At 64.3% G+C, this 23,787-nt stretch carries 23 protein-coding genes and 1 tRNA gene; 4 read left to right on the forward strand and 20 right to left on the reverse strand.

Features of this window, described 5'->3' with window-relative positions:
• Positions 1-24: 24 nt before the first annotated feature.
• The 3 genes from GV368_RS02790 to GV368_RS02800 all read right to left on the reverse strand — a co-directional run bounded on the left by GV368_RS02790 (position 25) and on the right by GV368_RS02800 (position 2,310).
• The gene (locus tag GV368_RS02790; protein WP_169115275.1) at positions 25-1,350 is read right to left on the reverse strand and encodes an OmpP1/FadL family transporter; all 1,326 of its coding nucleotides are present in this window, start codon (positions 1,348-1,350) and stop codon (positions 25-27) included.
• A 101-nt stretch (positions 1,351-1,451) separates the two neighbouring features.
• Entirely contained in the window at positions 1,452-1,838 is a 387-nt protein-coding gene (locus tag GV368_RS02795; RefSeq protein ID WP_169115277.1) for an acyl-CoA thioesterase, read from the reverse strand.
• Between the two features lie 388 nt (positions 1,839-2,226).
• Positions 2,227-2,310, reverse strand: a tRNA-Leu gene (locus GV368_RS02800).
• Positions 2,311-2,326: 16 nt separating this feature from the next.
• Here GV368_RS02800 and queA point away from each other — a divergent pair.
• Entirely contained in the window at positions 2,327-3,388 is a 1,062-nt protein-coding gene (gene queA, locus GV368_RS02805) for a tRNA preQ1(34) S-adenosylmethionine ribosyltransferase-isomerase QueA (RefSeq protein WP_142804561.1), read from the forward strand.
• Between the two features lie 23 nt (positions 3,389-3,411).
• Positions 3,412-4,533, forward strand: coding sequence for a tRNA guanosine(34) transglycosylase Tgt (tgt, locus tag GV368_RS02810; protein ID WP_169115279.1), 1,122 nt, complete (start codon positions 3,412-3,414; stop codon positions 4,531-4,533).
• A gap of 16 nt (positions 4,534-4,549) precedes the next feature.
• Here the strand turns inward: tgt and GV368_RS02815 are convergent, their stop codons facing one another.
• The 7 genes from GV368_RS02815 to GV368_RS02845 all read right to left on the reverse strand — a co-directional run bounded on the left by GV368_RS02815 (position 4,550) and on the right by GV368_RS02845 (position 10,726).
• Complete coding sequence (locus GV368_RS02815) at positions 4,550-4,759, reverse strand: YjfB family protein (RefSeq protein ID WP_142804559.1); 210 nt, start codon at positions 4,757-4,759, stop codon at positions 4,550-4,552.
• A 125-nt stretch (positions 4,760-4,884) separates the two neighbouring features.
• A complete protein-coding gene (gene modC / locus GV368_RS02820) occupies positions 4,885-5,964 on the reverse strand; it encodes a molybdenum ABC transporter ATP-binding protein (protein ID WP_169115347.1) in 1,080 nt (359 codons plus the stop codon).
• Positions 5,964-6,629 (reverse strand): molybdate ABC transporter permease subunit, encoded by a 666-nt coding sequence (gene modB, locus GV368_RS02825; protein WP_142811571.1) that lies wholly within the window; start codon positions 6,627-6,629, stop codon positions 5,964-5,966. Before modB ends, modC begins: the two co-directional genes overlap by 1 nt.
• A 9-nt stretch (positions 6,630-6,638) precedes the next feature.
• Complete coding sequence (modA, locus tag GV368_RS02830; RefSeq protein ID WP_142804557.1) at positions 6,639-7,427, reverse strand: molybdate ABC transporter substrate-binding protein; 789 nt, start codon at positions 7,425-7,427, stop codon at positions 6,639-6,641.
• A gap of 118 nt (positions 7,428-7,545) precedes the next feature.
• Entirely contained in the window at positions 7,546-9,180 is a 1,635-nt protein-coding gene (gene groL, locus GV368_RS02835; RefSeq protein ID WP_142811656.1) for a chaperonin GroEL, read from the reverse strand.
• A 50-nt stretch (positions 9,181-9,230) separates the two neighbouring features.
• Positions 9,231-9,521 (reverse strand): co-chaperone GroES, encoded by a 291-nt coding sequence (gene groES, locus GV368_RS02840; protein WP_142804555.1) that lies wholly within the window; start codon positions 9,519-9,521, stop codon positions 9,231-9,233.
• Positions 9,522-9,715: 194 nt separating this feature from the next.
• The gene (locus tag GV368_RS02845; protein WP_169115281.1) at positions 9,716-10,726 is read right to left on the reverse strand and encodes a class 1 fructose-bisphosphatase; all 1,011 of its coding nucleotides are present in this window, start codon (positions 10,724-10,726) and stop codon (positions 9,716-9,718) included.
• A gap of 140 nt (positions 10,727-10,866) precedes the next feature.
• Between GV368_RS02845 and GV368_RS02850 the strand changes: the two genes are divergently transcribed.
• The gene (locus tag GV368_RS02850; protein ID WP_169115283.1) at positions 10,867-12,870 is read left to right on the forward strand and encodes an OPT family oligopeptide transporter; all 2,004 of its coding nucleotides are present in this window, start codon (positions 10,867-10,869) and stop codon (positions 12,868-12,870) included.
• On the opposite strand, the gene GV368_RS02855 is transcribed toward GV368_RS02850, so the two are convergent.
• Genes GV368_RS02855 through GV368_RS02875 form a run of 5 tightly spaced genes read right to left on the reverse strand, consistent with a single transcriptional unit; the run spans position 12,867 to position 18,420 of the window.
• Positions 12,867-13,661 (reverse strand): EAL domain-containing protein, encoded by a 795-nt coding sequence (locus GV368_RS02855; RefSeq protein ID WP_169115285.1) that lies wholly within the window; start codon positions 13,659-13,661, stop codon positions 12,867-12,869. The genes GV368_RS02850 and GV368_RS02855 overlap by 4 nt on opposite strands.
• A gap of 51 nt (positions 13,662-13,712) precedes the next feature.
• Positions 13,713-14,693, reverse strand: coding sequence for a YbgA family protein (locus tag GV368_RS02860; protein ID WP_169115287.1), 981 nt, complete (start codon positions 14,691-14,693; stop codon positions 13,713-13,715).
• Positions 14,671-16,455, reverse strand: coding sequence for an aminodeoxychorismate synthase component I (pabB, locus tag GV368_RS02865; RefSeq protein ID WP_178086728.1), 1,785 nt, complete (start codon positions 16,453-16,455; stop codon positions 14,671-14,673). The genes GV368_RS02860 and pabB overlap by 23 nt, the downstream gene beginning before the upstream one ends.
• A complete protein-coding gene (locus GV368_RS02870) occupies positions 16,445-17,035 on the reverse strand; it encodes a DedA family protein (RefSeq protein ID WP_169115289.1) in 591 nt (196 codons plus the stop codon). Before GV368_RS02870 ends, pabB begins: the two co-directional genes overlap by 11 nt.
• Positions 17,035-18,420 carry an MATE family efflux transporter gene (locus GV368_RS02875; RefSeq protein ID WP_169115291.1) on the reverse strand — a complete coding sequence of 462 codons (1,386 nt, stop codon included), beginning with the start codon at positions 18,418-18,420 and terminating at the stop codon, positions 17,035-17,037. Before GV368_RS02875 ends, GV368_RS02870 begins: the two co-directional genes overlap by 1 nt.
• A gap of 230 nt (positions 18,421-18,650) precedes the next feature.
• Here GV368_RS02875 and GV368_RS02880 point away from each other — a divergent pair, with 230 nt between their 5' ends.
• Positions 18,651-19,907: a D-amino acid dehydrogenase gene (locus tag GV368_RS02880; protein WP_169115293.1), complete on the forward strand. Its 1,257-nt coding sequence runs from the start codon at positions 18,651-18,653 to the stop codon at positions 19,905-19,907.
• A gap of 2 nt (positions 19,908-19,909) precedes the next feature.
• Here the strand turns inward: GV368_RS02880 and GV368_RS02885 are convergent, their stop codons facing one another.
• The 5 genes from GV368_RS02885 to petA form a co-directional block, all read right to left on the reverse strand.
• Positions 19,910-20,320, reverse strand: a complete 411-nt coding sequence (locus GV368_RS02885; RefSeq protein WP_142811670.1) for a stringent starvation protein B — start codon at positions 20,318-20,320, stop codon at positions 19,910-19,912.
• A gap of 2 nt (positions 20,321-20,322) precedes the next feature.
• The gene (locus tag GV368_RS02890) at positions 20,323-20,925 is read right to left on the reverse strand and encodes a glutathione S-transferase N-terminal domain-containing protein (protein ID WP_169115295.1); all 603 of its coding nucleotides are present in this window, start codon (positions 20,923-20,925) and stop codon (positions 20,323-20,325) included.
• 108 nt (positions 20,926-21,033) lie between these two features.
• A complete protein-coding gene (locus tag GV368_RS02895) occupies positions 21,034-21,789 on the reverse strand; it encodes a cytochrome c1 (RefSeq protein WP_142804545.1) in 756 nt (251 codons plus the stop codon).
• Positions 21,786-23,051: a cytochrome b gene (locus GV368_RS02900; protein ID WP_142804544.1), complete on the reverse strand. Its 1,266-nt coding sequence runs from the start codon at positions 23,049-23,051 to the stop codon at positions 21,786-21,788. The genes GV368_RS02895 and GV368_RS02900 overlap by 4 nt, the downstream gene beginning before the upstream one ends.
• A 16-nt stretch (positions 23,052-23,067) precedes the next feature.
• Positions 23,068-23,658 carry a ubiquinol-cytochrome c reductase iron-sulfur subunit gene (petA, locus tag GV368_RS02905; protein WP_169115297.1) on the reverse strand — a complete coding sequence of 197 codons (591 nt, stop codon included), beginning with the start codon at positions 23,656-23,658 and terminating at the stop codon, positions 23,068-23,070.
• Positions 23,659-23,787 lie beyond the last annotated feature (129 nt).

Consider the following 23,787-nt stretch of genomic DNA (forward strand, 5'->3'; position numbering starts at 1 on the left):
GCTCACGGCGCCCGATCGACATACTCAGGAAGCGCGAGAATACTGCACTCCGGCTAGCCACACGTCGCCTTCGTATTTGCCTCTCACCCAGCCCTTTCCTTCGTCGATCGCGTTCCTGTCGATGCGCGTATCGTTGATGAATAGATACGCCAGCCCCAAATCCACCCGGTTGTCACGATCCGGCATCCAGCGAGCCCCCAGCGATACCCAGATGCGGTCGTTGTCCGGCAGCGCCGTGAGCCGACGCTCGGCATCGCGCACCGCCGACTCGTCGTAGGCCACCCCAAACTTCAGTAACCAGTGCTCATCGTAACGATAGCGTGCTCCCAAAGCCACGCGCCATGTATCCTGAAAACGAGTAGCCAAAGTATCGGCCACCGAACCGGACTGAACCCCGCTCGAACGGTAGATTGGCAGCACGTTCAGACTGCTCCAGCCAGTCCACGACACGTCGGCGAGGATCTCCCACCGCTCACCAACTCCCTGCGCCGCACTGGCGATGAAGGTATCTGGCAGATCCACCGACACCTCGGCGTCGACGCCGGCCAAGCGAACCCGTGGGTTGCTCAGCACCGGCGCAGCCGGGCCTCTGGCCTCGATGTCGCCATCGAGATCGTGCTTCACCTTGGATCGATAGGAGAACCCCAGCTTGGTCCTTTCGGTGGGGGTAAAGAGTATGCCCACGTTCCACCCCCAGGAGACATCGTCCGCTTCGAGGCGTAACTTGGTTCGCTGCATCGCCGCATCGCTTACACCGAAGGATTTCAGAGGCCCCGGCGCCGCCACGCCTGCGTAGCGATCGTATGTCGCCTCGAAACGCTGTACGCTCACCCCGAATCCCAGCGAGACCGCCTCATTCACCTTGAATGCCAGGGAAGGATTGACGTTGATCGTCTTGATCTCGAACTTGGTCGAATGGAATCGGCCGATCCAGTCGTCGTCGTACTCCGTCACGAGACCGAAGGGCACGCCCATCCCCAGGCCGAGCCACAAGCGATCGTTGATCTTCTGCGAATAATAGCCGTTGGGTACCGCTGCCCAACCGCCGGCATCCCCGCCGTTGCTGCCGGTCAAGGGTGCGCCTGGCGCCGCAAGACTCCCTCTGTCATCGAACTTGAAACTGGGTTTGATCGCCGCCACGCCGAGTGAGACCTCGCGGGCTTTCAGACGTGTCATTCCCGCCGGGTTATAAAAAATTGTTCCGGCATCGTCGGCCACGGCAGCCGAACCAGCATAAGCATTGCCGATGCCGCTCGCGCTCTGTTCGATGAGCTGAAAACCGCTGGCCAGCGCCGTGGAACTGGCGGCGAACAACGACGGAATTACCACGGCCAAAAGTTTCTTCTTCATTGCTCGTCTCCTCCTCTTCGTCACGAACCGACGGGCATACGCCCGCTCTTTCTTTTTTACCTGCCACGTTCCGACGAAGCCTCCTCGGCAAGCCGGACCGTTCAGCTCCCCTCTATGGGGCGTTTGTTGCCCTGCGCATCGAGCGCCACGTAGGTGAGCCGGGCTTCGGTGACCTTCACCACGAGCGGACGCTCGGGATGACGCTCGGCAAAGACTTCGACGTCCACCGTGATCGACGTACGCCCCACCGAGACGACCTCCGCATACAGGCTCACCACATCACCCACGGCGATGGGCTGTTTGAACACGAAACTGTTGACCGCCACCGTGGCCACGCGCCCGCGGCTGCGACGGCGCGCCGGCAAGGAGCCTGCGATGTCGACCATCGCCATCACCCAGCCACCGAACACGTCGCCCGCAGGGTTGAGATCCGAAGGCATGGGCATCACCCGCAATTCCGGTTGACGATCTGGCAGGACATCCGACATGGTTTTCTCCTGAGGACACGAATCGAACGACCATGATAGCCGACTCGTTCATCCCTTCCTGGCAAAAAAAGGCGCTCGCCCGAGGGCGAGCGCGACCACCAAGGGAGGGAGGGAACTCTGGAGAACGCATGGGATGCACCAATTGTTTCGTACGTTTGTTTGAATAATAGCACAAAAAATTTTTGGAGCAATGGTTCGCGGAGAAAAATGCCGAGGAAGGGGAGGGAGAAACCAGGGAAGGGTCGTGCACCGCGAAAACCACTCCGAGTAGAATCCGGGCAAAGGGTCTTCGGTCGAGGTATCGAGGCGACAAGCCGCCCTGCAGCCGTCCATTTCGAGCTGCCGGGCATCGGCCCATCCAAGGGAAAGAATGCGTCTGATGATAGAATGCCGGGAGAGGGAGTCGAACCCTCACGGTGTTACCACCGGCGGATTTTGAGTCCGCTGCGTCTACCTGTTCCGCCATCCCGGCGCGGAAGAAAGATTATATGCAAGAACCCGAGCTGCGCAAAGCCCCGTCGCTGACGGTGCACGACTTCGATTTTTCCCTGCCGCCCGAACTGATCGCCCAGGCGCCGCTGCCCGAGCGCAGCGCCAGCCGCCTGCTCGTGCTCGACGACGAAGCGCTGCACGACCGGCTCTTTCGCGATCTGCCCGAATTCCTCGAAAAAGGCGACCTCCTCGTCTTCAACGACAGCCGGGTGATCCACGCGCGCCTCTTCGGACGCAAGGAAAGCGGCGGTGCGGTGGAGGTGCTCGTCGAGCGGCTCGTCGGCACACAGGAGGCGCTCGCCCAGGTGCGCGCGAGCAAGCCGCCGCGCCCCGGCATGCGCCTGCGGCTGGAAGAGTCCTTCGAGGTCGAAGTCGTGGGCCGCGACGGCGAGTTCTACCACCTCCGGCTCGTCGGAGAAGGCGATCTGCCCCGCCTCGTCGAGCGGCACGGCCGGCTGCCGCTGCCGCCCTACATCGCCCGCCCGGCCGAACCGGAGGACGAGGCGCGCTACCAGACGGTCTATGCCCGTACGCCCGGCTCGGTGGCCGCGCCCACCGCCGGACTGCACTTCGACGAAGCGCTCTTGCACCGGCTCGCCGAGCATGGCGTGGACACCGCCTGGGTAACGCTGCACGTCGGTGCAGGGACGTTTCAGCCGGTACGCGTCGAGCGCCTCGACGAACACCGCATGCACCGCGAGCGCTACTGGATCCCGGAGGAGACGGTGGCGCGCATCGCCCGGGCGCGGGCACTCGGGCGGCGGGTGATCGCCGTGGGGACCACCAGTCTGCGTGCCCTCGAAGGCGCCGCCCAAGACGGAGAACTTCGCCCCGGCAGCGGCGAGACCGGGCTCTTCATCACGCCCGGTTACGAGTTTCGCGTGGTCGATGCGCTGGTGACCAACTTCCACCTGCCCCGTTCGACGCTGCTCATGCTGGTGTCTGCGCTCGCCGGGCTCGAGCGCGTCCGCCGCGCATACGCCCACGCGATCGCAAAACGCTACCGCTTCTTCAGCTATGGCGACGCGATGTTCATCCCGCGCCGCTTCGCGCGTTGAATTCCTGTCATCGAGGAATCCCCATGAGCGACACTCCCGCCTTTACCCTGCTCGCCACCGACGGAGCCGCCCGGCGCGGACGGCTCCAGCTGGCACACGGCACGGTGGAGACACCCATCTTCATGCCAGTGGGCACGTATGGCACCGTCAAGGCGATGACCCCGGCGGCGCTCGAAGACGTCGGCGCACAGATCGTGCTCGGCAACACCTTTCACCTGTGGCTGCGCCCGGGGCTCGAGGTGATCCGCCGCCACGGCGGTCTGCACCGATTCATGGGCTGGGCACGGCCGATCCTCACCGATTCGGGTGGGTTTCAGGTTTTTTCTCTCGGAGCGCTGCGCAAAATCAGCGAGGAAGGCGTGCGTTTCGCCTCCCCCATCGACGGAGCCCGTTGTTTCCTCACCCCGGAAGTCTCCATGCAGATCCAGACCGTGCTCGATTCGGACGTGGTGATGATCTTCGACGAATGCACGCCCTACCCCGCCACGGCAGACCAGGCGGCCGAGTCGATGCGCCTGTCGCTGCGCTGGGCCAAGCGCTCGCGAGCCGAATTCGACCGGCTGGAGAATCGCAACGCGCTTTTCGGCATCGTGCAGGGCGGCATGTACGAGACGCTACGCGACGAGTCGCTCGCCGGGCTCATGGAGATCGGCTTCGACGGTTATGCCATTGGCGGATTATCGGTGGGCGAACCCAAGGACGAAATGCGGCGCGTGCTCGAATACGTCGCGCCCAAGCTGCCGCAGACGCGTCCGCGCTATTTGATGGGCGTGGGTACACCGGAAGACCTCATCCACGGCGTCGGAGTAGGTGTAGATATGTTCGACTGCGTCATGCCCACGAGGAACGCGCGTAACGGACTTCTCTTCACCCGCCATGGCGACGTCAAGATCCGCAACGCGCGCTATCGCGAGGACACCGCCCCACTCGACGAGACCTGCAGCTGCTATACCTGCCGCCATTTCAGCCGGGCCTACCTGCATCACCTCTACCGCACCGGCGAAATCCTCGCGAGCATCCTCAACACCACGCACAACCTGCACTTCTACCTGACGCTCATGGCAGAGCTGCGCACGGCGATCGAACGAGGAACCTTCGCCGAAACGGCGGCGCGGATCCTTGCCGAACGTCAGCGCGGCGTATAGGGAGGGGAGGCGCGATTCAGGCGAAAATATTGACCGAATTGCCCAAGTGCGGCGGATTCGAAGCCGATATCGGCGCTTGTTGAATTTGCGGCAGCGCCGAGAGCAGCGCCTGCGCCGTGCTCTCCTGCACGTCGAGTGCTTTTCTCAGCACGGCGGTGCCGACCTGATCCTGCAGCTGCGCTTGCTGCATGGCGGTCATCATGCTGGCGACACTGACGGCATCCATGACGCACCCCCTTCTTTCATCTGGCTCATAGAAGCATTGTAGATCATCGAAGGATTGCCGTGTTCCCCTGCCGGAACGACCAGCCCGCAGAGGTCGTATCATCTCCCTCGTCTCCCCCCGATGTTTCAGCGCAGCACCGCCACCGCCTTGATCTGCGCCCACACGGTTTGCCCGGGATGCAGATCGAGCCGGGCCAAGGAACGACGCGTGATGCGCGCGAGCAGAGCGGATTCTCCCACCGTGAGCCGCACCAAGGCGTCGGCCGGGTGTTCATCCTCGCCGATTGCCTCCACTCTGGCCGGCAACACGTTGAGTACGCTGGCATCCTGATGCGGCGAGCGCGCAAGGCTCACGTCGCGCGCGAGCACCCGCAAGCGCAAAGGGGCACCCAGGGGTAGATTTTCACGGCGTACCCACAGCCTTCCCCCGGGAAAGGAAACGCACATCAAGACCCACGTCTCGTCGTGCTCGGCAACCTCCCCCTGTAAGACCACACCGGCCTCCTCGCCCAAGCGAATCGGCGTATCCAGGCGCACGAGCACCTCGGACAAGGGGCCGCTGGCCAGTACCTTGCCTGCGCGCAAAACCACTAAGTGATCGGCCAGGCGCGCGACCTCGTCGGGCGCGTGGCTGACGTAGACGATGGGAAGGTCGAGCTCGTGCGGCAGACGTTCCAGGTAGGGGATGATCTCCTCCTTGCGCCCGATGTCCAGGGCCGAGAGCGGCTCGTCCATCAGCAAGAGGCGCGGCGAAACGGCCAAGGCTCGGGCGATGGCCACCCGTTGGCGCTCACCGCCGGACAAAGTCTGGGGACGGCGATCGAGCAGCGGGGCGATCCCCAGCAGCTCGATCGCCTGCTCCAAGGCGATGCGCCGCTGCGCCGGCGGGACGCGCCGCAGACCATATTCGACATTGCCGCGCACCGACAGATGGGCGAAAAGGCTCGCCTCTTGGAAGACCACGCCGATCGCCCGCCGATGCGTCGGCACGAAAACTTTCTTGGCATCGTCTTGCCAGACTTCGTCGGCAAAGCGTACGAACCCTCGCGGGCGCATCAAACCGGCCAAGGCGCGCAGGCAGCTCGTCTTGCCCGAACCCGAAGGGCCAAAGAGGGCGCTCACACCCCGTCCGGGCAAGGACAAAGACACCCTGAGCGAAAAATCGGCGAAGTCGGCATGCAACTCGGCCTCGATACCGGCGTGCATCATCGCTTTCTCTTCCCGAAGAAGTTGAGCAGCAGCAAGACGGCAAAAGAGAAGAGGACGAGCACGAGAGCGAGCCGATGCGCCTCGCCATATTCCATCGCTTCGACGAACTCATAGAGCTGAACCGAAGCGACGGTCGTTCTGCCCGGGATATTGCCCCCGATCATCAGGACGACGCCGAATTCCCCCATCGTATGGGCGAAACTGAGCACGCCGGCAGTGAGAAAACCCGGACGGGCGAGCGGCACGGCCACGGTGAAAAAGCGATCCCACGGCCCGGCGCGCAAGGTGGCGGCTACCTCCAAGGGGCGATCGCCCAACGCTTCGAAGGCATTCTGCAGAGGTTGAACGAGAAAGGGCAAGGAAAAGATCACCGAACCCACCACGAGGCCGGAAAAGGAAAACGGCAGCAGCCCCCAACCGAGTTGCTGGGTGAGCCAACCCACCGGTCCATGGGGTCCCATGAGGAGCAGGAGATAGAAACCGATCACGGTGGGTGGCAGGACGAGCGGCAAGGCCACGACCGCGGCAATGACCTCCTTGAAGCGGGAGCGCGTGCGTGCGAGCCACCACGCGAGCGGCGTTCCTATCAAGAACAACACCAACGTCGTCACCGCGGCCAGACGCAGCGACAGGGCCAAGGCCGCCCAAGCGCCTGCGCTCATCGCACGAGCTCACTCGAAGGAATAGCCGTAGCGCCGGATGATCGCCCGCGCCGGTTCGCGCTGCAGATAGGCAAGCAGTTCAAGCGCTGCCGGCTCGTCTTTGCCCCGCACAAGCAAGACGGCGTCTTGCCGGATCGGATCATAATCTTCTTGCGGCACCAACCACGCCGATCCCTTCACTTTTCCGTCTTCATGGACTTGCGACAACGCGACGAACCCGAGCTCGGCCGCCCCGCTCACGACGAGTTGGTACGTCTGGGTGATCGATTGGCCCCTGACGATCTTTGGTTCGAGGCGCGCGGCAAGTCCTCGTTTCTGCAGGACTTGCATCGCCGCTTTGCCATAAGGAGCGAGCTTGGGATTGGCCACGGCCAAATGCGCGAATTTGCCCGTCTCCAGGATCTTGCCTTGGGCATCCACCAGAGGGCCGGGGCTCCACAGCACCAGTTTCCCCACCGCATAGGTGAAACGCGTACCCGGCACGGCATGGCCGTCGCGTTCGAGCGCGGCCGGTGTTTCGTCGTCCGCGGCCAGAAAGACCTGGAATGGAGCACCATGGACGATCTGGGTGTAGAAACCGCCGGTCGAACCGAAACTCAGGCTCACCTGATGCCCCGTCTCGCGCTCGAAAGAGGCGGCGATCTCTTTCATCGGGGCGCTGAAGTTGGCCGCCACGGCCACGATCACTTCGGCGGCCCAAGTCGGCGAGGCCATAGCCCACAGGCCGAGGAGCAGGCAGACCGCCTGCAGATGGGATCGACCCCGAGACGAAACCCGTTGCTCAGAACTTGGCTCCATTCCCTCGCTCCTCCTTGATAAGGCTTCAAGTGTAGCGCGAAGGGGCAAAAAAAGAGCCCCGCTCGCGCGGGGCTCCCGGATCTCGATCCCTGCTCCCGGAAAGGAGCAGCGCGAGAAATCACATGTCCATACCGCCCATGCCCGCCATGGGGTTGGCGGCGGGTTTGTCTTCCGGCACCTCGGCCACCATGGCTTCGGTGGTGAGCATCAGGCTGGCGACGGAAGCAGCGTTTTGCAGCGCGGTGCGCGTGACCTTGGTCGGGTCGAGCACACCCATGTCGATCATGTCGCCGTATTCGCCGGTGGCGGCGTTGTAGCCGAAGTTGCCCTTGCCTTCGAGCACCTTGGCCAGGACCACGCTGGCTTCTTCACCGGCGTTGGCCACGATTTCACGCAGCGGCTGCTCGACGGCACGCATCACGATCTTGATGCCGGCATCCTGATCGTGGTTGGCGCCCTTGAGCCCCTTGGCGAGCACGGCCTCGCGGGCACGCAGCAGAGCCACGCCACCGCCAGGGACGATGCCTTCCTCGACCGCGGCGCGGGTAGCGTGCAGCGCATCCTCGACGCGGGCCTTCTTCTCTTTCATCTCGACTTCGGTGGCCGCACCGACCTTGATCACCGCCACGCCGCCGGCGAGTTTCGCCACGCGCTCTTGCAGTTTCTCGCGGTCGTAGTCGCTCGTGGCCTCTTCGATCTGGACGCGAATCTCCTTGATGCGCGCCTGGATCTTGGCCGGATCGCCCGCCCCGTCGATGATGGTGGTATACTCTTTGCCCACCTCGACGCGCTTGGCTTGACCGAGGTCGTTGAGCGTGGCTTTCTCGAGCTGCAGGCCGAGTTCTTCGGAAATGACCGTACCGCCGGTAAGGATGGCGATGTCTTGCAGCATGGCCTTGCGCCGATCGCCGAAGCCCGGGGCCTTGACGGCGCAGGTCTTCAGGATGCCGCGCAGGTTGTTGACCACGAGCGTGGCGAGCGCCTCGCCTTCCACGTCTTCGGCGATGATGAGCAGCGGCCGGCCGGCCTTGGCGACCTGCTCGAGCACCGGAAGCAGCTCACGAATGGAGCTGATCTTCTTGTCGTGCAACAGGATGTAGGGGTTGTCGAGAACGGCGATCTGCTTCTCGGCGTTGTTGATGAAGTACGGCGAGAGGTAGCCGCGGTCGAACTGCATCCCTTCGACCACTTCGAGTTCGTTTTCGAGCGACTTGCCGTCTTCGACCGTGATCACGCCTTCCTTGCCGACTTTCTCCATCGCTTGAGCGATGATGTCGCCGATCGACTGGTCGGAGTTGGCGGAAATGGCACCGACCTGGGCGATCTCCTTGCTGGTGGTGCAGGGCTTGGAGATCTTCTTGAGCTCGTCGACGATCGCAACGACGGCCTTGTCGATGCCGCGCTTGAGATCCATCGGGTTCATGCCGGCGGCGACGTACTTCATGCCCTCGCGCACGATGGCCTGGGCGAGCACGGTCGCGGTGGTGGTACCGTCACCGGCCACGTCCGAGGTCTTGGAAGCGACTTCCTTGACCATCTGCGCGCCCATGTTCTCGAACTTGTCCTTGAGTTCGATTTCCTTGGCGACCGACACGCCATCCTTGGTCACGGTCGGAGCGCCGAAGCTGCGCTCGAGCACGACGTTGCGACCTTTGGGGCCGAGCGTCACTTTGACCGCATTGGCGAGAATGTTGAGACCCGCCACCATCCGCTCGCGGGCTACGTCACCGAATTTGACTTCCTTGGCAGCCATGGATCATGCCTCCTGAAAAGTTTCCGAAAAGGGTTGGAGTCGCAGCGCGATCAGTCTTCGATCACGCCGAGGATGTCTTCTTCGCGCAGCACGAGCAGCTCTTCGCCCTCGACTTTCACGGTTTGACCGGCATACTTGCCGAAGAGTACCTTGTCGCCCGGTTTCACCGACATGGGGCGCACGCTGCCGTCTTCGAGGATCTTCCCGTTGCCCACGGCGATCACTTCGCCCTGATCGGGTTTCTCGCCCGCAGTGTCCGGAATCACGATGCCGCTGGCGGTCTTGCGCTCGGACTCCAGACGCTTGACGATTACGCGATCATGCAAAGGACGGATTTTCATGGTGTCGACTCCTCTGGTTCGGATACAGGGTTTGAACACACCCAACGGCGGCCCGTTGTTAGCACTCACCGTTGTCGAGTGCTAATAATAAGGATCTTCGCTCCGAATTTCAAGAGGGTCGTCGTACCAAGAAGGGTCGATACGCCTCGTGCCCCTGAAGGCAGCGCACGAGGCGTCGCGAACAGAATGGGGGGTCAGGAGGCGTCTTCGGCCTCGTGATAGGCACGCACGCGCTCGACCTCTTCCGTCGAGCCCAAGATCACCGGCACGCGCTGATGCAGCCGCTGCGGCACGATCTCGAGGATGCGCCGCCGCCCGTCGATGGCCGCCCCGCCCGCTTGTTCGACCAAGAAAGCCATGGGGTTGGCCTCGTAGAGCAGGCGCAGCTTGCCGCCTTGCGCCCGGTTCTTCGCATCCAAGGGATAGAGGAAAATCCCGCCACGGGACAAAGTACGGTGCACGTCGGATACCATGGAAGCCACCCAGCGCATGTTGAAGTCGCGCCCCCGAGGTCCGTCCTTGCCGGCGATGAGCTCCTCGATATAACGACGCACCGGCGGTTCCCAGAAACGCATGTTGGAGGCATTGATGGCGAATTCGCTCGTCTGGTAAGGAATCGTCATGAACGGATGGGTATAGACGAAGTAGCCGAACTCCCGATCGAGCGTGAAGCCATGCACCCCGTTGCCGGTGGTGAGGACGAGCTGGGTGGCCGGGCCATAGATGGCATAGCCGGAGGCAGCCTGGGCGGTGCCCGGCTGCAGGAAGGAAGCCTCGGTCGGAATCGCCTCCCGATCGGGATTGCGTAGCACCGAGAAGATGGTGCCCACGGAGATATTGACGTCGATGTTGGAGGACCCATCGAGCGGATCGAACAAAAGCAGGTAGCCGCCGCGCGGATACTCGAAGGGGATTTGGCAGATTTCCTCGACCTCTTCGGACGCCATGGCAGCGAGGTGCCCGCCCCATTCGTTGGCCTGCAGCAGCAGTTCGTTGGCGATGACGTCGAGTTTCTTCTGGACTTCGCCCTGGACGTTCTCCACGCCGGTCTCGCCATGCACGTCCCACAGCTTCCCTTTGGAGATGGTCACGGCGATGGCCTTCACGGCACGGGCGACGACCTCCACGAGGAGTCGCAGGTCGGCATCGAGCCGTCCGGCGCGTTGTTCTTCGATGAGGAATTGCGAGAGGCTGACACGGCGCATGGGAAAGACTCCAGCGGTTGGCGGAAAAGAGAATTATCGCGCCAAGGAGGGTACTTTGGCACGATCGCCGACGATGAAGACGAATCGCACACGAAAAAATTTCAGCTATATTCTTCGCCTCACCGCCTTGGAGGAAGCCGATGATCGAACGCATCCCCGACGACACCGACTTGCCGGAGCTGACGCTGCGCGGCATGTTGCTCGGAGCCGTGCTCACCGTGATCTTCACCGCAGCCAACATTTATCTCGGGCTCAAAGTGGGGCTGACGTTTGCCTCCTCGATTCCCGCGGCGGTGATTTCCATGGCGGTGTTGCGCCATTGCCGCGGCGCGAACGTCCTCGAAAACAACATGGTTCAGACGCAAGCCTCGGCCGCGGGAACGCTATCGGCCATCATCTTCATCCTGCCCGGCCTGCTGATGATCGGTCATTGGCAGGGATTCCCCTTCTGGCTGACGGCAGTGGTGTGTGGCGTGGGCGGACTCTTGGGCGTGGTCTACACCATTCCCTTGCGGCGAGTAATGGTAGTCAACAGCCCCCTGCCCTATCCTGAAGGGGTGGCTGCAGCCGAAATCCTACGCGTGGGCGAACTCGCGCGGGAAAAAGACAACAAGAAGGCAATCGCCCAAGGACAAGCGCAGGCGCGCGAGATCGCCTTCGGCGGCATGCTCGCCGCGGTGGTCACCCTTTGTTCCAGCGGTTTCCGTTTTCTGGCCGAAAGCTTTACCGCCTGGATCCCGCTCGGAGCGGCCACGGTGCGCCTGTCGGTGGGTTTCTCGCTCGCGCTCGTCGGCGCCGGCTACCTCATCGGGCTGGCGGCAGGCTTGGCGATCCTGCTGGGGCTCGTGGTCGCCTGGGGCGTGATTGTACCCTGGCTGACGATGCAGGCCACGCCCGCAGCAGACCAGACGCTGGCGGCGCAGGCCATGAGCCTGTGGCACCAGCAGGTACGATTCTTCGGTGCCGGTACCATCGGCGTAGCGGCCCTATGGACGCTCGCCACGCTCGCCAAGCCGATGTGGGACGGAATCCGCACCGCGCTCGAGGCAGTCCATCTGGGCAATGAGGCTGCCCCTCGTACGGAACGGGATCTCTCGCCCCGGGCGATCCTCGCCGTGGGACTGGCATCTCTCCTCGTGCTGCTGCTCGCCTTCCACCGCTTTCTCGCGGCGGCCGACTCTGGCCTCGGCCTCTTCGCCTATGCCGTCCTGGTGCTCGCCTGCGTGCTCTTCGCAGCGCTCTTCGGCTTTCTCATCGCCGCGGCGGCAGGATACATGGCAGGACTCGTCGGCTCTTCGAGTAGCCCCATTTCCGGTATCGGCATCCTCGCCGTGATTCTCGTCTCACTCATGCTGCTCGCTTTTGGCGGCGCCGTGCCGCAGCTCACTGGCACCAACGAGGGCAAGCTCGCCGTGGCCCTGGCACTCTTCACCACGTCGGTGGTGGTGGCGATCGCGGCCATCTCCAACGACAACCTGCAAGATCTCAAGACCGGATACCTCGTCGGCGCTACCCCCTGGCGTCAACAGGTGGCGCTGATGATCGGCTGCGTGGTGGGTGCCTTGGTGATCCCCCCAGTGCTCGAACTCCTTTACCAAGCCTATGGGTTTGCCGGTGCCCTGCCTCGCCCCAACATGGACCCAGCCCAAGCGCTCTCCGCTCCGCAAGCCACCCTGATGACGGCGATCGCCATGGGGATCTTTCACGCCACACTGGAGTGGAAGATGATCCTGGGCGGCGTGGCGCTCGGTGCCGTGCTCATCCTCGTCGACCGGCTCCTGCGCCGTAGCGGCTCGGGTTCGTTGCCAGTGCTCGCCGTGGGGCTGGGCATCTACCTGCCGCCGACCATCGGCATGACCCTGGTGGTCGGGGCGTTGCTGGGCCATGCCGTCGCACGGGCCCTGGCCCGCCGCCCGGCCGCCGAGCGCGAAGAGCCCCGGCGTCGCGGCGTCCTGCTCGCCTCGGGTTTCATCGTCGGCGAAAGCCTCATGGGCATCGTGCTCGCCGCGCTCATCGCCGGTACCGGCAAGGAAGCGCCGCTCGCGCTCGTGGGCGAAGGGTTCGAGCCGGTGGCGCAATGGATGGGGCTGGCAGTGCTCGTCGCGGTGTGCCTCCTTTTTTACCGCCGCATCGCCTTGCGCTAAGAAGCGGAAGAGGCCGTGCCGCCGGTTTGCGTCTGCCAGCGCACCGGCGGCAAACACTCGAACCCCGGCTTGGCGAAGAAATACCCTTGCATCAGGTGCACCCCGCGCGCGGCGAACCACTGCGCCTCCTCGGCCTGCTCCACGCCTTCGGCGAGCACCTTCACGCCCAGCTCCCGGCAGGTGAGCAACAATCCCTCGAGGATCGCCTGCTTGACGCGATCACGATGCACATCGCGCACCAGGGCCATGTCGATCTTGATGAGATCGGGCACGAAGCGCGCCAGCATGTTCAGCCCCGAATGCCCCGCGCCGAAATCGTCGAGCGCGGTGAGAAATCCGCGCGAACGGTAGTAGGCAAAGATGTTCGTGAGATGATCGACCTCGTCGATGCGCTCCCCCTCCGTCACCTCGAAGAGGATTTTCTCGGCGGGAAACCCGCATTCCCTTGCCGCCTCCAGAGTGCTGCGGATGCACAGGGAAGGCTCATAGACCGCATTGGGCAGGAAATTGATGCTCAGATATCGATCCAGCCCCAGGCGGCTCGCCAAGGTGATCGCGCGCACGCGGCAGGCCTGATCGAAGGCGTAGCGGTTGGTATCGTCGACCCGGCCGAGCACGGTCATCGCCGGTTCGCCTTGGGGTCCGCGCACCAGCGCCTCGTAGCCGAACACTTCGCGTCGCACCACGTCCACGATCGGCTGAAAGGCGAAAGTGAAGGCGAATGCTACTTCCTCGCGGCAGCGGTCGCAACCGGAACGCAAGACTTCTTCCGGGGGAAACAGGGTGGGCATGGCAGGACCTCCGGCGTGCTGGCAATGGTTGCATGATAACAGCGGCGGCCCTCACAGCGCGTTGCGCAACCCGAGCCGGGGCGGATGCGGTTCGAGATAGACCTGCTGCGCCAGATAGGGATCGGGGTGGCGGCGCAGGTGGTGGCGCAGCAGCACGAGCGGCGCGACGAGCGGCACCACGCCCTCTCGATACTGCGTGATGAGCTCCTGCAATTCCTGCCGCTCCTCGGCCGGCAGCACCCGACGCAGGTAGCCGGCCAGATGCTGCAGCACGTTGGCGTGCGTGCCGCGCGTGGCGCGCCGCCTCAGGGCGGCCATGAACGCCGGAAAATAGTGCGACGCGAACGCCCCGGGCGTCTCCTCGCCGAGTCCGGCCACCATACGCCCCAGGGTACGGTAACCCGCGGGGTCGTGCGCGAGCAGCAGATACTTGTAGCGTGAATGGAACGCGACGATCGCCCCGCGCGTGAGTCCCGCGGCGAGCAGGCGTCGCCACTCGCCGTAGGCGCGCACCCGAACGACGAAATTCTCTAGCAGTACCGGATCGTGCAATCGCCCTTCCTCTTCGATGGGCAGCTCCGGCAGCCGGCGCGCCAGCGTGGCCGCAAAGAGGCCGCTGCCGAACTGCGGCGGTCGATCGTCCTGCCGATAGACCTTCACCCGGAAGAGCCCACAGGAAGGCGAGCGCTGCATGAGAATGACCCCGCTCACCCCTTCGAGCGTCGCCGCCGTGCGCTCGGCCCATTCTTGCAGACGTTCGGTGACGTCGAGCGAGGCATCGCCCACGGCCCGGGGGGAGTCGGGCGAACCGACGAGGCGGATGGGCGGGCGCGGCGTGCCCAGCCCGATCCCCACTTCCGGACACAAGGGCACGAAGTCGAACGCCTGACCCAGCAGCTCGACGCACAAGGCCGAGCGCTTGTGCCCGCCGTTGTAGCGCACCGGCTGCCCCAGCACGCAGGCGCTCACGGCAAGTTTCAGGCGCTCCGCCCCTTGTAGGGCCTGACTTTCATTCCCCACACCCTGGCGCATCGTTTTCCTCCTCCCGCATCAAGACCACCGACACCCAACCGCGCAAGGCATTGAGAAAAGCAAGCTCTTCGGCTGAGCCGAGCTCCTCACGGCGAATCCGTCGTTCGACGAGCCGCCCTTGCGTCAAGAGTATGCGGCGCATCACGCCATCGAGCAAACCACAGCACAGCGGCGGGGTATACCACGTCTCACCGAATCGCACCGCGACGTTGCCGCGCGTGAATTCGGTGAGCTCACCGGCCTCGTTCCACAGCAAGGTGTCGAATACCCCGGCACGGGCGAGCGCCTCGTAGGCCTCGCGCCGCGTGGTCTTGTAGCGCACGAACTCGCTCGTGCCATCGATCGGCGAGCGGGCGAACACCACTTGTGGGCGATCCGGCGTTCCGGGCACAGCATCGACATCGACCGACACCTTCCCCTCGGCATCGAGCAACAAGCGCAGCCGCCCCGCCGGCTCGGGCCAAGAGGCCACGGCCGAGCGCACCTCCGCGTCGAGCGCGGCTTCGTCGCAGGGATAGCCGAAATGCCGCGCCGCACACAACAGGCGTGCCCGATGCAACGGCCAATGGGCCACCTCACCGCTTTCCACGCGCATCGTCTCGAGTAGCTGAAAAGGACGCGCCGCCCGTTCCAGGAAAGCCCGCTTCACTCGCCACTCACACGCCTCGCTCCGTGCCCGCGCATCGGCGGTGATGGCGCTGCCGATGCCGCATCGGGCCCGCCCTTGGGCGATCTCGACGGTCCGGATGGGTACGTTGAACGTGGCATCCCCTCCGGGACGAACCACCCCCATCGCGCCGCAATATACGCCCCGCGGTCCGCGTTCCAGGCGACGAATCCAGTGCATCGCCCGCACCTTGGGCGCCCCGGTCACCGACCCGCAAGGAAAAAGCGCCTCGAAGATTTCACCCAAGCTCACCGCTTCGCGCAGCTCCGCCTCGACGTCGGAGCTCATCTGCCACACCGTCGGCCAAGCCTGCGTATGGAAGAGCCTCGGCACGCGCACTCCTCCCGGTTGGGACAAGCGCGAGAGATCGTTGCGAATGAGATCGACGATCATCACGTTTTCCGCCCGCTCTTTCTCCTCCGTGCGCAAACGCAGCGCCTGGCGTGCATCCTCTTCGGGAGAATTTCCCCGCGGCGCGGTCCCTTTCATCGGACGGCACAGGATGCGCTCGCCCGCGCGGTGGAAGAAGAGCTCCGGCGAGACGCTCGCCACCCGACGCCCCTCACCCGTATCGAGAAAGAGCGCATACCCTCCCGGCTGCGCCCGGCGCAAGGCAAGAAAGAACGCCAGCGCGTCCCCCGAAAAGGAGCTCTCGACGGGCGCCGTGAAATTGAGCTGGTAGAACTCCCCCTCGGCGATCGCTCGATGGATGCGCGCCACCGCCGCCGTGAAGGCCGCATCATCCAATGTCTCGCGCCAAGCCAAAGGGGCATATTCTCCCGCTGTGATGGACTCTGGCCAGGGAGCGAGCCGTTCGAAGAGTGCGAACCAGACTAGAGGCGCTCCCGGCTCCGGAGCATGGATCTCCAAGGCAGCATCGAACGCGGCGGCCGCCTCATAGCTCAGGTATCCCACGGCCCACAGCCCGGCCCTCGCCGCAGCCTCGACCCGCTCGAGCACGATCGGGACCTCCGCGAAACGCTCGGTCTGCAGCACGCTGCGCAGTCCCGCGAAACGCCCCCGCAGCGGCACGTCCTCCGCTCTCGGTGCGGCAAAATCGATCCACGCTTCGGGAGTAACGCCCTCACCGCCCACTTCCTGCCCTCCGACGACGCAGCCCGCCCCGGCGCATCACCCCGTGCACCACCAGCACCAGCACGGCCAGCGCCCCCATGATCCAATACTCGTAACGGCCGAGCTCGTCGAGCCAGACCTCGACCGCGGCGCCGAAGAGGTAGCCGGCGAGCACGATCACCGCCGCCCACAAGAGCGCCGACAGGAAATTGAGTGGCACATAGAGCTGCACCGGAATGCGGCTCATCCCCATGGCAATCGGCAAGGCGATGCGCAACCCGTAGAGAAAACGCATCAGCAGGATGAGTTTTACCGGATGGTTCTCGATGAGCACGAGGGCCCAGGTAATCTTGCCGCGCAAACGAGGCAAAGTCTCCAGCACCCAGCGCCCGTGCCGCCGACCCAGCCAGAAGAAGAACAAATCCCCCAGCGTACCGGCAAAGGCCGCCACGGCCCAGACGAGCCAGGGATCGAGATATCCGCGCCGCGCGGCGTAGCTCGCCAGGAGCAGGATCGTCTCCCCTTCGAGAAAGCAGCCGACGAACACCGCCAGATAACCGTATTGGGACACCAGCGAGGGAAAATCGAGCGAGAACGTCATCACGCCTCCTTCGTCCTGCACCGCGACAACGCCGCCTCGGCCACCGTGCGCAGCGTCAACGCCAGCCCACACGACACCAAGGCAAGGCCCACCAACAGCCCGATCCAGAAACCGAACACCCCCAACGGGCGGCCGAACGGCCCCCCGTCATAGCCGAACCAAGCCCCCAGAGGGATACCCACCAGCCAGAACGCCCCGAGCATGAGGAGCATGGGCAGCAGGGTCACATGATAGCCGCGCAAAGCGCCCATCATGCACGCCTGGGTCGCGTCGAACACCTGCCATAATGCCGCCAGCACCAGGAGCGAAGCCGCGAGATCCCGCACCGCCGGATCCGAACTGTAGAGCGCCGTGATCGCATGCCGCCCCGCCAGCACCGGCCCCATCATCAGCACCCCGATCGCCAGCCCTACCGCCACTCCCATCCAGGCGAGCCACCTTGCCCGCGCCGGATCGCCCGCGCCCAGGCTCTGCCCCACCCGGATCGCCAACGCCGCGCCGATACCCGCCGGCAACATGAAAAGGAGCGAAGCCACGTTGAGCGCCACCTGATGCGCCGCGATCTGCACCGGCCCGAAGCGCCCGATCAGCACCGCGATGCCCGTGAAGGCCGCCACCTCCGCGAGCCCCGCCCCGCCCATGGGCAAACCCAGGCGCAACAGGCGTTTCTGCCCCTCCAGGCTCGGCCAGCTCCAGCCGCCGCGCCAGAGACGAAACGGCGCATAGGCCGGCGCGAACGCCGTCCACAGCCCCATCACCACGAGGCTGCACCACATCCCGATCGCCGTGGCCCAGCCGCATCCCGCGCCCCCCAGAGCCGGCGCCCCCAATCGGCCGTAGATCAGCACCCAGTTGAAAAACGCGTTGATCCCGAGCCCGAGAAACGCTATCGTCATGATCGGTTTGGGCCGGTCCACGCTCGCCGAATAGAAGGCGAGCGCCCGGAATATCAGCGCCGCCGGCAGACCGCAGCCGATTCCTTCCAGGAAAAAGGTCGTTTTCTCCGCCAGTTCCGGCTCGATCCCGAAGGCACGCAACACCGCCGGCACGAAAGGCAAGGCCGCCAGCGGCACCAGCGAAGTCCAGAGCGCCAGCCACATCGCCTCGCGGGTATCGCGCACGATGGCGCGATGATCCCCCGCCCCATAATGCCGCGCCACGAAGGGGCTCACCGCCTGCACCACGTTCATCAGGCCGATGAAGATCGGAATCCACAGCGCCACCCCCAGCCCCACCACCGCCTGCTCCTGCGCCCCCGCGTGCCCCGACATGGCCGTATCCACCAGCCCCATGAGCACGAACGCCACCTGCGACAGCACCATCGGCCCGGCGAGACGGAGCAACGCCCGGATTTCTGACCAGCGTTCGTACCCCCTTTCGCTCATCGTTTTCTCGCAGAGAACGTACCCGAGGTGGAGATGCCCGTAGCCCAGGCGATGAAAGGCGACGTAAGGTACGAGAAAGTGCAACGAATCATTCGAATTCCTCGACCGAGGGGAACCTCGAAGTCTGCCACGAAAGCCATCTGCACGCGTAGCGTGTTTTTTTATGCGCTACACTGTTCTACATGCAAGGCAGGTGACTTCCCATTTCGTCCGATGGAGACAGGATCCCCATGAAAACCCTCGTGATCGGTGCCGGCGTCATCGGCGTGTCCACGGCCTGGGCCTTGTGCGAGGCAGGGCATAAGGTGACGCTGGTGGATGCGCGCGAGGCGCCTGGGCGTGGCGCGAGCTATGCCAACGGCGCCCAGATCTCGGTGAGCCATCCTCAGCCCTGGTCCAGCCCCAAAGCGCCCTTGATCGCCCTGGAATCCCTGGGACGCGAGGACGGGCCGTTTCGCTGGCGCCCCTCGCTCGATACCGCGCAGTGGTGCTGGCTCACGACCTTCCTGCGGGAATGCCTGCCGGCGCGCCACGAGCGCAACGCGCGGGCGATCGCGCTGCTCGCGCGCCACAGCCTGCAGGTGCTGCGCCGCTGGCGCGAGGCGCTCGGCCTGGAATACGACGTGCAGACCCGCGGCATCCTGCACCTCTTCTTCACCCCGCGCGACTGGGAAACCGGGCGGCGGCACGAGGCGGAACTGCGCGAGATGGGAATCACCGTTCGGGCGATCTCGCCCGCCGAGGCGGTGGAGATCGAGCCGGCGCTCGCGCCGGTGGCCGCGAAACTCTGCGGCGCCCTCTACGCGCCGGAAGACGAATCCGGCGACGCGCGCCGCTTCTGCGAGGAGATGGTGGAGCGGCTACGCCAGGCCGGGGCCGAAGTGCTCTTCGAGACGCGCTGGAGCGGTTGGCGTCTGGGCAAGGGCGGCTGCGAGGCGGCGCGCTTCGAGGGGCCGGCCGGGACGTTCGAGCTCACGGCTGATGCGATCGTGGTCTGCGCCGGGGTGGATAGCCCGCGGCTGCTCGCACCGCTCGGCATGGAAGCACCGATCTATCCCGTCAAGGGCTATTCGCTCACGGCGCCCATCCTCGCGCCGGAGCGCGCGCCCACGGTATCGCTCACCGACGAATCGAAGCGCATCGTCTGCTCGCGGCTAGGGAACCGCCTGCGAATTGCCGGCACGGCGGAAATCGCCGGCTACGACGATTCGGTGCGTCCGGAGCGCATCGCGCCCTTGAGACGCTGGGCGGAATCGATGCTGCCCGGCGTGGCGGATCTGGAAGCGGCCGAAGCCTGGGCCGGTCTGCGGCCGATGACGCCGGGCGGCGTGCCGCTCATCGGCCGCAGCCCCATGGCCAACGTGTGGGTGAACACCGGCCACGGTTCGCTTGGCTGGACGCTCGCCTGTGGTTCGGCGCAGGCGCTCGTCGCCCGCCTCGATGGGAAAACGCCGCCCGGACTGGAAGCCTTTCCCTTCGTGGGCTGAGCCTATTTCACCACGCGCAGGAATCCCCCACCCCGCTTGCCGGCGGGTTTTTCTTCCGGTCCCTCGGGTGGGGTCGGTTCACCGTCGGGTTCGGGCGCGGTGAACATCTCATCGGGCAGCGCGATGCCGTGCCCGGTCTCGCGCGCGTAGATCGCGAGGACGTTTTCCGCCGGCAGCCAGACGTCGAAGACCTTGCCGCCGAAACGGGCCTGGAAGGAGATGCCGTCGGGCTCGAAGGCGAAACGGTTGGTCGCCTCCGGCCCGAGGTTGAGCACGATGACCCCGTCCTGATCGTAGCCGCGGGGCACGCTCGCCCCCTCGACCTTGGCGCTGACGTAGGGCGTGAGCCCGCGGTCGAGGCACCAGTCGTAGAGGGCGCGGGCGAGGTAGAGTTTGGCCGAAGGGGGCAGCATCGTCACTTCCTCATGAGTTTTTCGGCAGGCGAGAGGGCGTCGATGAATCCCTGGCGGCTGAAAAGGCGCTCGGCATACTTCATGATCGGCGAGGCAGCCGAGGGCAACGTGATGCCGTAGTGCTCGAGCCGCCACAGCAAGGGCGCCATCGCCACGTCGATCATCGAGTAGTCCTCACCGAAGAGGTACTTCTGCCGGTTGAGGATGGGCGCGAGCTGCACCAGCTGGTCGCGGATCGTCTGGCGCGCCTGCTCGCGCGGCGCATCTTCTTGCGCATCTTCCAGCACGCGCATGTGGCGGAAGAGCTCGTTCTCCAGCGTCTGCAGCAGCTGGCGCGCGCGGGCGCGCAGGATCGGATCGGGCGGCATCAGCTGCGGATGGGGAAAGCGCTCGTCGATGTACTCGTTGATGATGTTGGGCTCGAAGAGCACGAGTTCGCGATCGACGAGCACCGGGACCCGTCCGTAGGGGTTGATGCGGGCGACGTCGGCCTGTTTGTCGAGCAGATCGACGTCGGTGACTTCGAAATCCATCCCCTTTTCATAGAGGACGATGCGGCAACGATGGCTGAATGGATCGACCGATCCCGAATAGAGGTTCATCATGGTGTGCGTCTCACGAAGAAAAACGAACGCACCCCGGCCGGGGTGCGTGCGTGACGACGGGGCGCGGATCCTGCCCGGCCGGGCTGCGGCGCCCCGCCGCAGCCGAGTTCAATGGACGTCTTTCCAATACGCTTTCTTGAGCGCATAGGCGAGCGCAAAGAACACCGCCAGGTAGATCATCACCCAGATGCCGATGGATTTGCGTTTCTCGGCGATCGGCTCGCCCATCCACTGCATGAACGAGACGAGATCGGCCACCATCTCGTCGTATTCCTGCGGGCTCATCGTTCCGGGCTTGGAGAGCACGAGCTCGATCGACTGGGTACCATCGGGGTTTTGAGTGATTTTGGCCGTCTGCTCGCCCTGAAGTTCCCAGAAGACGTGCGGCATGCCGGCACCCGGGAAGACGACGTTGTTCCAGCCGTTGGGACGGGAAGGATCGCGGTAGAAAGAGCGCAGGTAGGTGTAGACCCAGTCCGCGCCGCTGCCGAACTCGGAATTACGCTGACGCGTCACCAGCGTGAGGTCGGGCGGAGCGACCCCACCGAACCACCTCTTCGCGTCCTGCGGCCGCATGGCGATGGTCATGAGGTCGCCCACTTTCTTGTCCGGCGGCAAGAGCTTTTCCTTGATCTCGTCTTCGGTGAAGCCGATCTCGGTGAGCTTGTTGTAGCGCATGAAGCTCGCGGAGTGGCAGGCGAGGCACTCCGCGACGAAGGTCGTCGCGCCGCGCTTGAGACGCTCGAAATCCGTAGAAAGCGGCGCCTTGTCGAGTGGCACCCCTGCGGCTGCGGCAAAAACGAGCGCGGGGGCGAAAAGGACGGCCGTGAGCAGCCGCTTGGCATGGACGATGAGGTTCTTCATTTCCAGGTCACCCTTTCCGGTTCGGGTTTGCAGGGATCGATCTTGCTGTACCAGGGCATCAGCAAGAAGAAGGCGAAATAGAGCACAGAGCAGATCTGCGACACCAGCGTGCGTCCCGGCGTGGGCGGCAATACGCCGAGATACCCGAGAATGAAGAAGGAGATGACGAAGATCGTGAGCGCGGTCTTGTAGATCGGTCCCTTGTAGCGAATGGATTTCACCGGCGAACGGTCGAGCCAGGGCAGGAAAGCGATGATGATGACCGCCGCGCCCATGGCGACCACACCCCAGAATTTGGCGTCGATGCCGAAGAGCGGGTAGGTGACGGCGCGCAGGATGGAGTAGAACGGTGTGAAGTACCACACCGGCGCGATGTGCGGCGGCGTGACCATGGGATCGGCCGGGATGAAGTTGTTGTACTCGAGGAAGTAGCCGCCGCCCTCGGGCATGAAGAAGAGCACCGCGAAGAAGACGATGAGGAAGCCCGCCACCCCGACGATGTCCTTGACCGTGTAATACGGATGGAAGGGGATGCCGTCGAGCGGGCGGCCGTTGGCGTCTTTCTTCTTCTTGATCTCGATCCCGTCGGGGTTGTTGGAGCCGACTTCGTGCAGCGCGATGATGTGCGCGGCCACGAGCAGCAGCAGCACCAGCGGCACGGCGATGACGTGCAGCGAGAAGAAGCGGTTGAGCGTGGCATCCGACACCACGAAATCGCCGCGGATCACGGTGGAGAGATCCGGCCCGATGACGGGGATCGCCGAGAAGAGGTTGATGATGACCTGCGCCCCCCAGTAGGACATCTGCCCCCATGGCAGCAGGTAGCCCATGAAGGCTTCGGCCATCAGGGCGAGGAAGATGAGCACACCGAAGATCCACACGAGTTCGCGCGGCTTACGATACGACCCATAGAGCAGCCCGCGGAACATGTGCAGATAGACGACGATGAAAAACGCCGAAGCGCCGGTGGAGTGCATGTAGCGGATGAACCAGCCGCCGGGCACCTCGCGCATGATGTACTCGACGCTGGCGAAGGCCACGGGGATGCCGGAAGCGTTGAGCGAGGCATCCGGCTTGTAGTGCATCACGAGGAAGATGCCGGTGACGATCTGGATCACCAGCACGAGCAGCGCCAGCGAGCCGAAGTAGTACCAGAAGTTGAAGTTTTTGGGTGCGTAGTATTCGGTGAGGTGCTCCCGGATCGTGGAGGTGAGCGGGAAGCGCTCGTCGATCCAGTGCAACAGTCCTTTCTTGGCAGTCATGTTCTTTCCTCGCGCGTCAAGCTTTGTCTTCGCCGATGAGGATCTTGGTATCGGTCAGGTATTGGTGCGGCGGCACGGTGAGGTTCGTCGGCGCCGGTTGGCTCTTGAACACGCGTGCGGCGAGGTCGAACTGCGAGCCGTGGCAGGGGCAAAGATAGCCGCCCAGCCAGTCCTTGCTGATACCGCTCGCATCACCCTTGGCGAACTTGGGCGTAGGGGAGCAGCCGAGGTGGGTACAGATCCCGACGACGACGAGATATTCCGGTTTGATGGAACGGTGCCGGTTCTTGGCGTAGGGAGGCTGGATGGATTTCTCGGAATTCGGATCGGCAAGGAGCGGTTCGACTTCTTCGAGCGTGGCGAGCATCGCCTCGTTACGGCGCAGGATCCAGACGGGCTGGCCACGCCATTCGACGGTCATCATTTCGCCCGGAGCGAGCTTGCTGACATCGGCTTCGGCCGGCGCGCCGGCCGCCCTGGCGCGATCGGAAGGCGTGAGACTGGCGACGAAGGGAGCCGCTGCGGCAACCACGCCGGCTCCTCCGACGACGGAGGTGGCGATCAATAGCTGCCGCCGGTTGTCGTCCAACGTTTGATCCTTGCTCATGGCGCGAATCCTCGAGAGATGGGAAGACGGAACAAATTTGCAAATTATAAAGGATCGACGGGAGGCGTCCAAGAGGAATGCGGTGGCTCTGTAGCGAACAAATAAACTGTCCGGACTTGTAGCACGAGG

Source organism: Tepidiphilus baoligensis, assembly GCF_012911495.1.
GTDB classification, from domain to species: Bacteria; Pseudomonadota; Gammaproteobacteria; order Burkholderiales; family Rhodocyclaceae; genus Tepidiphilus; species Tepidiphilus olei.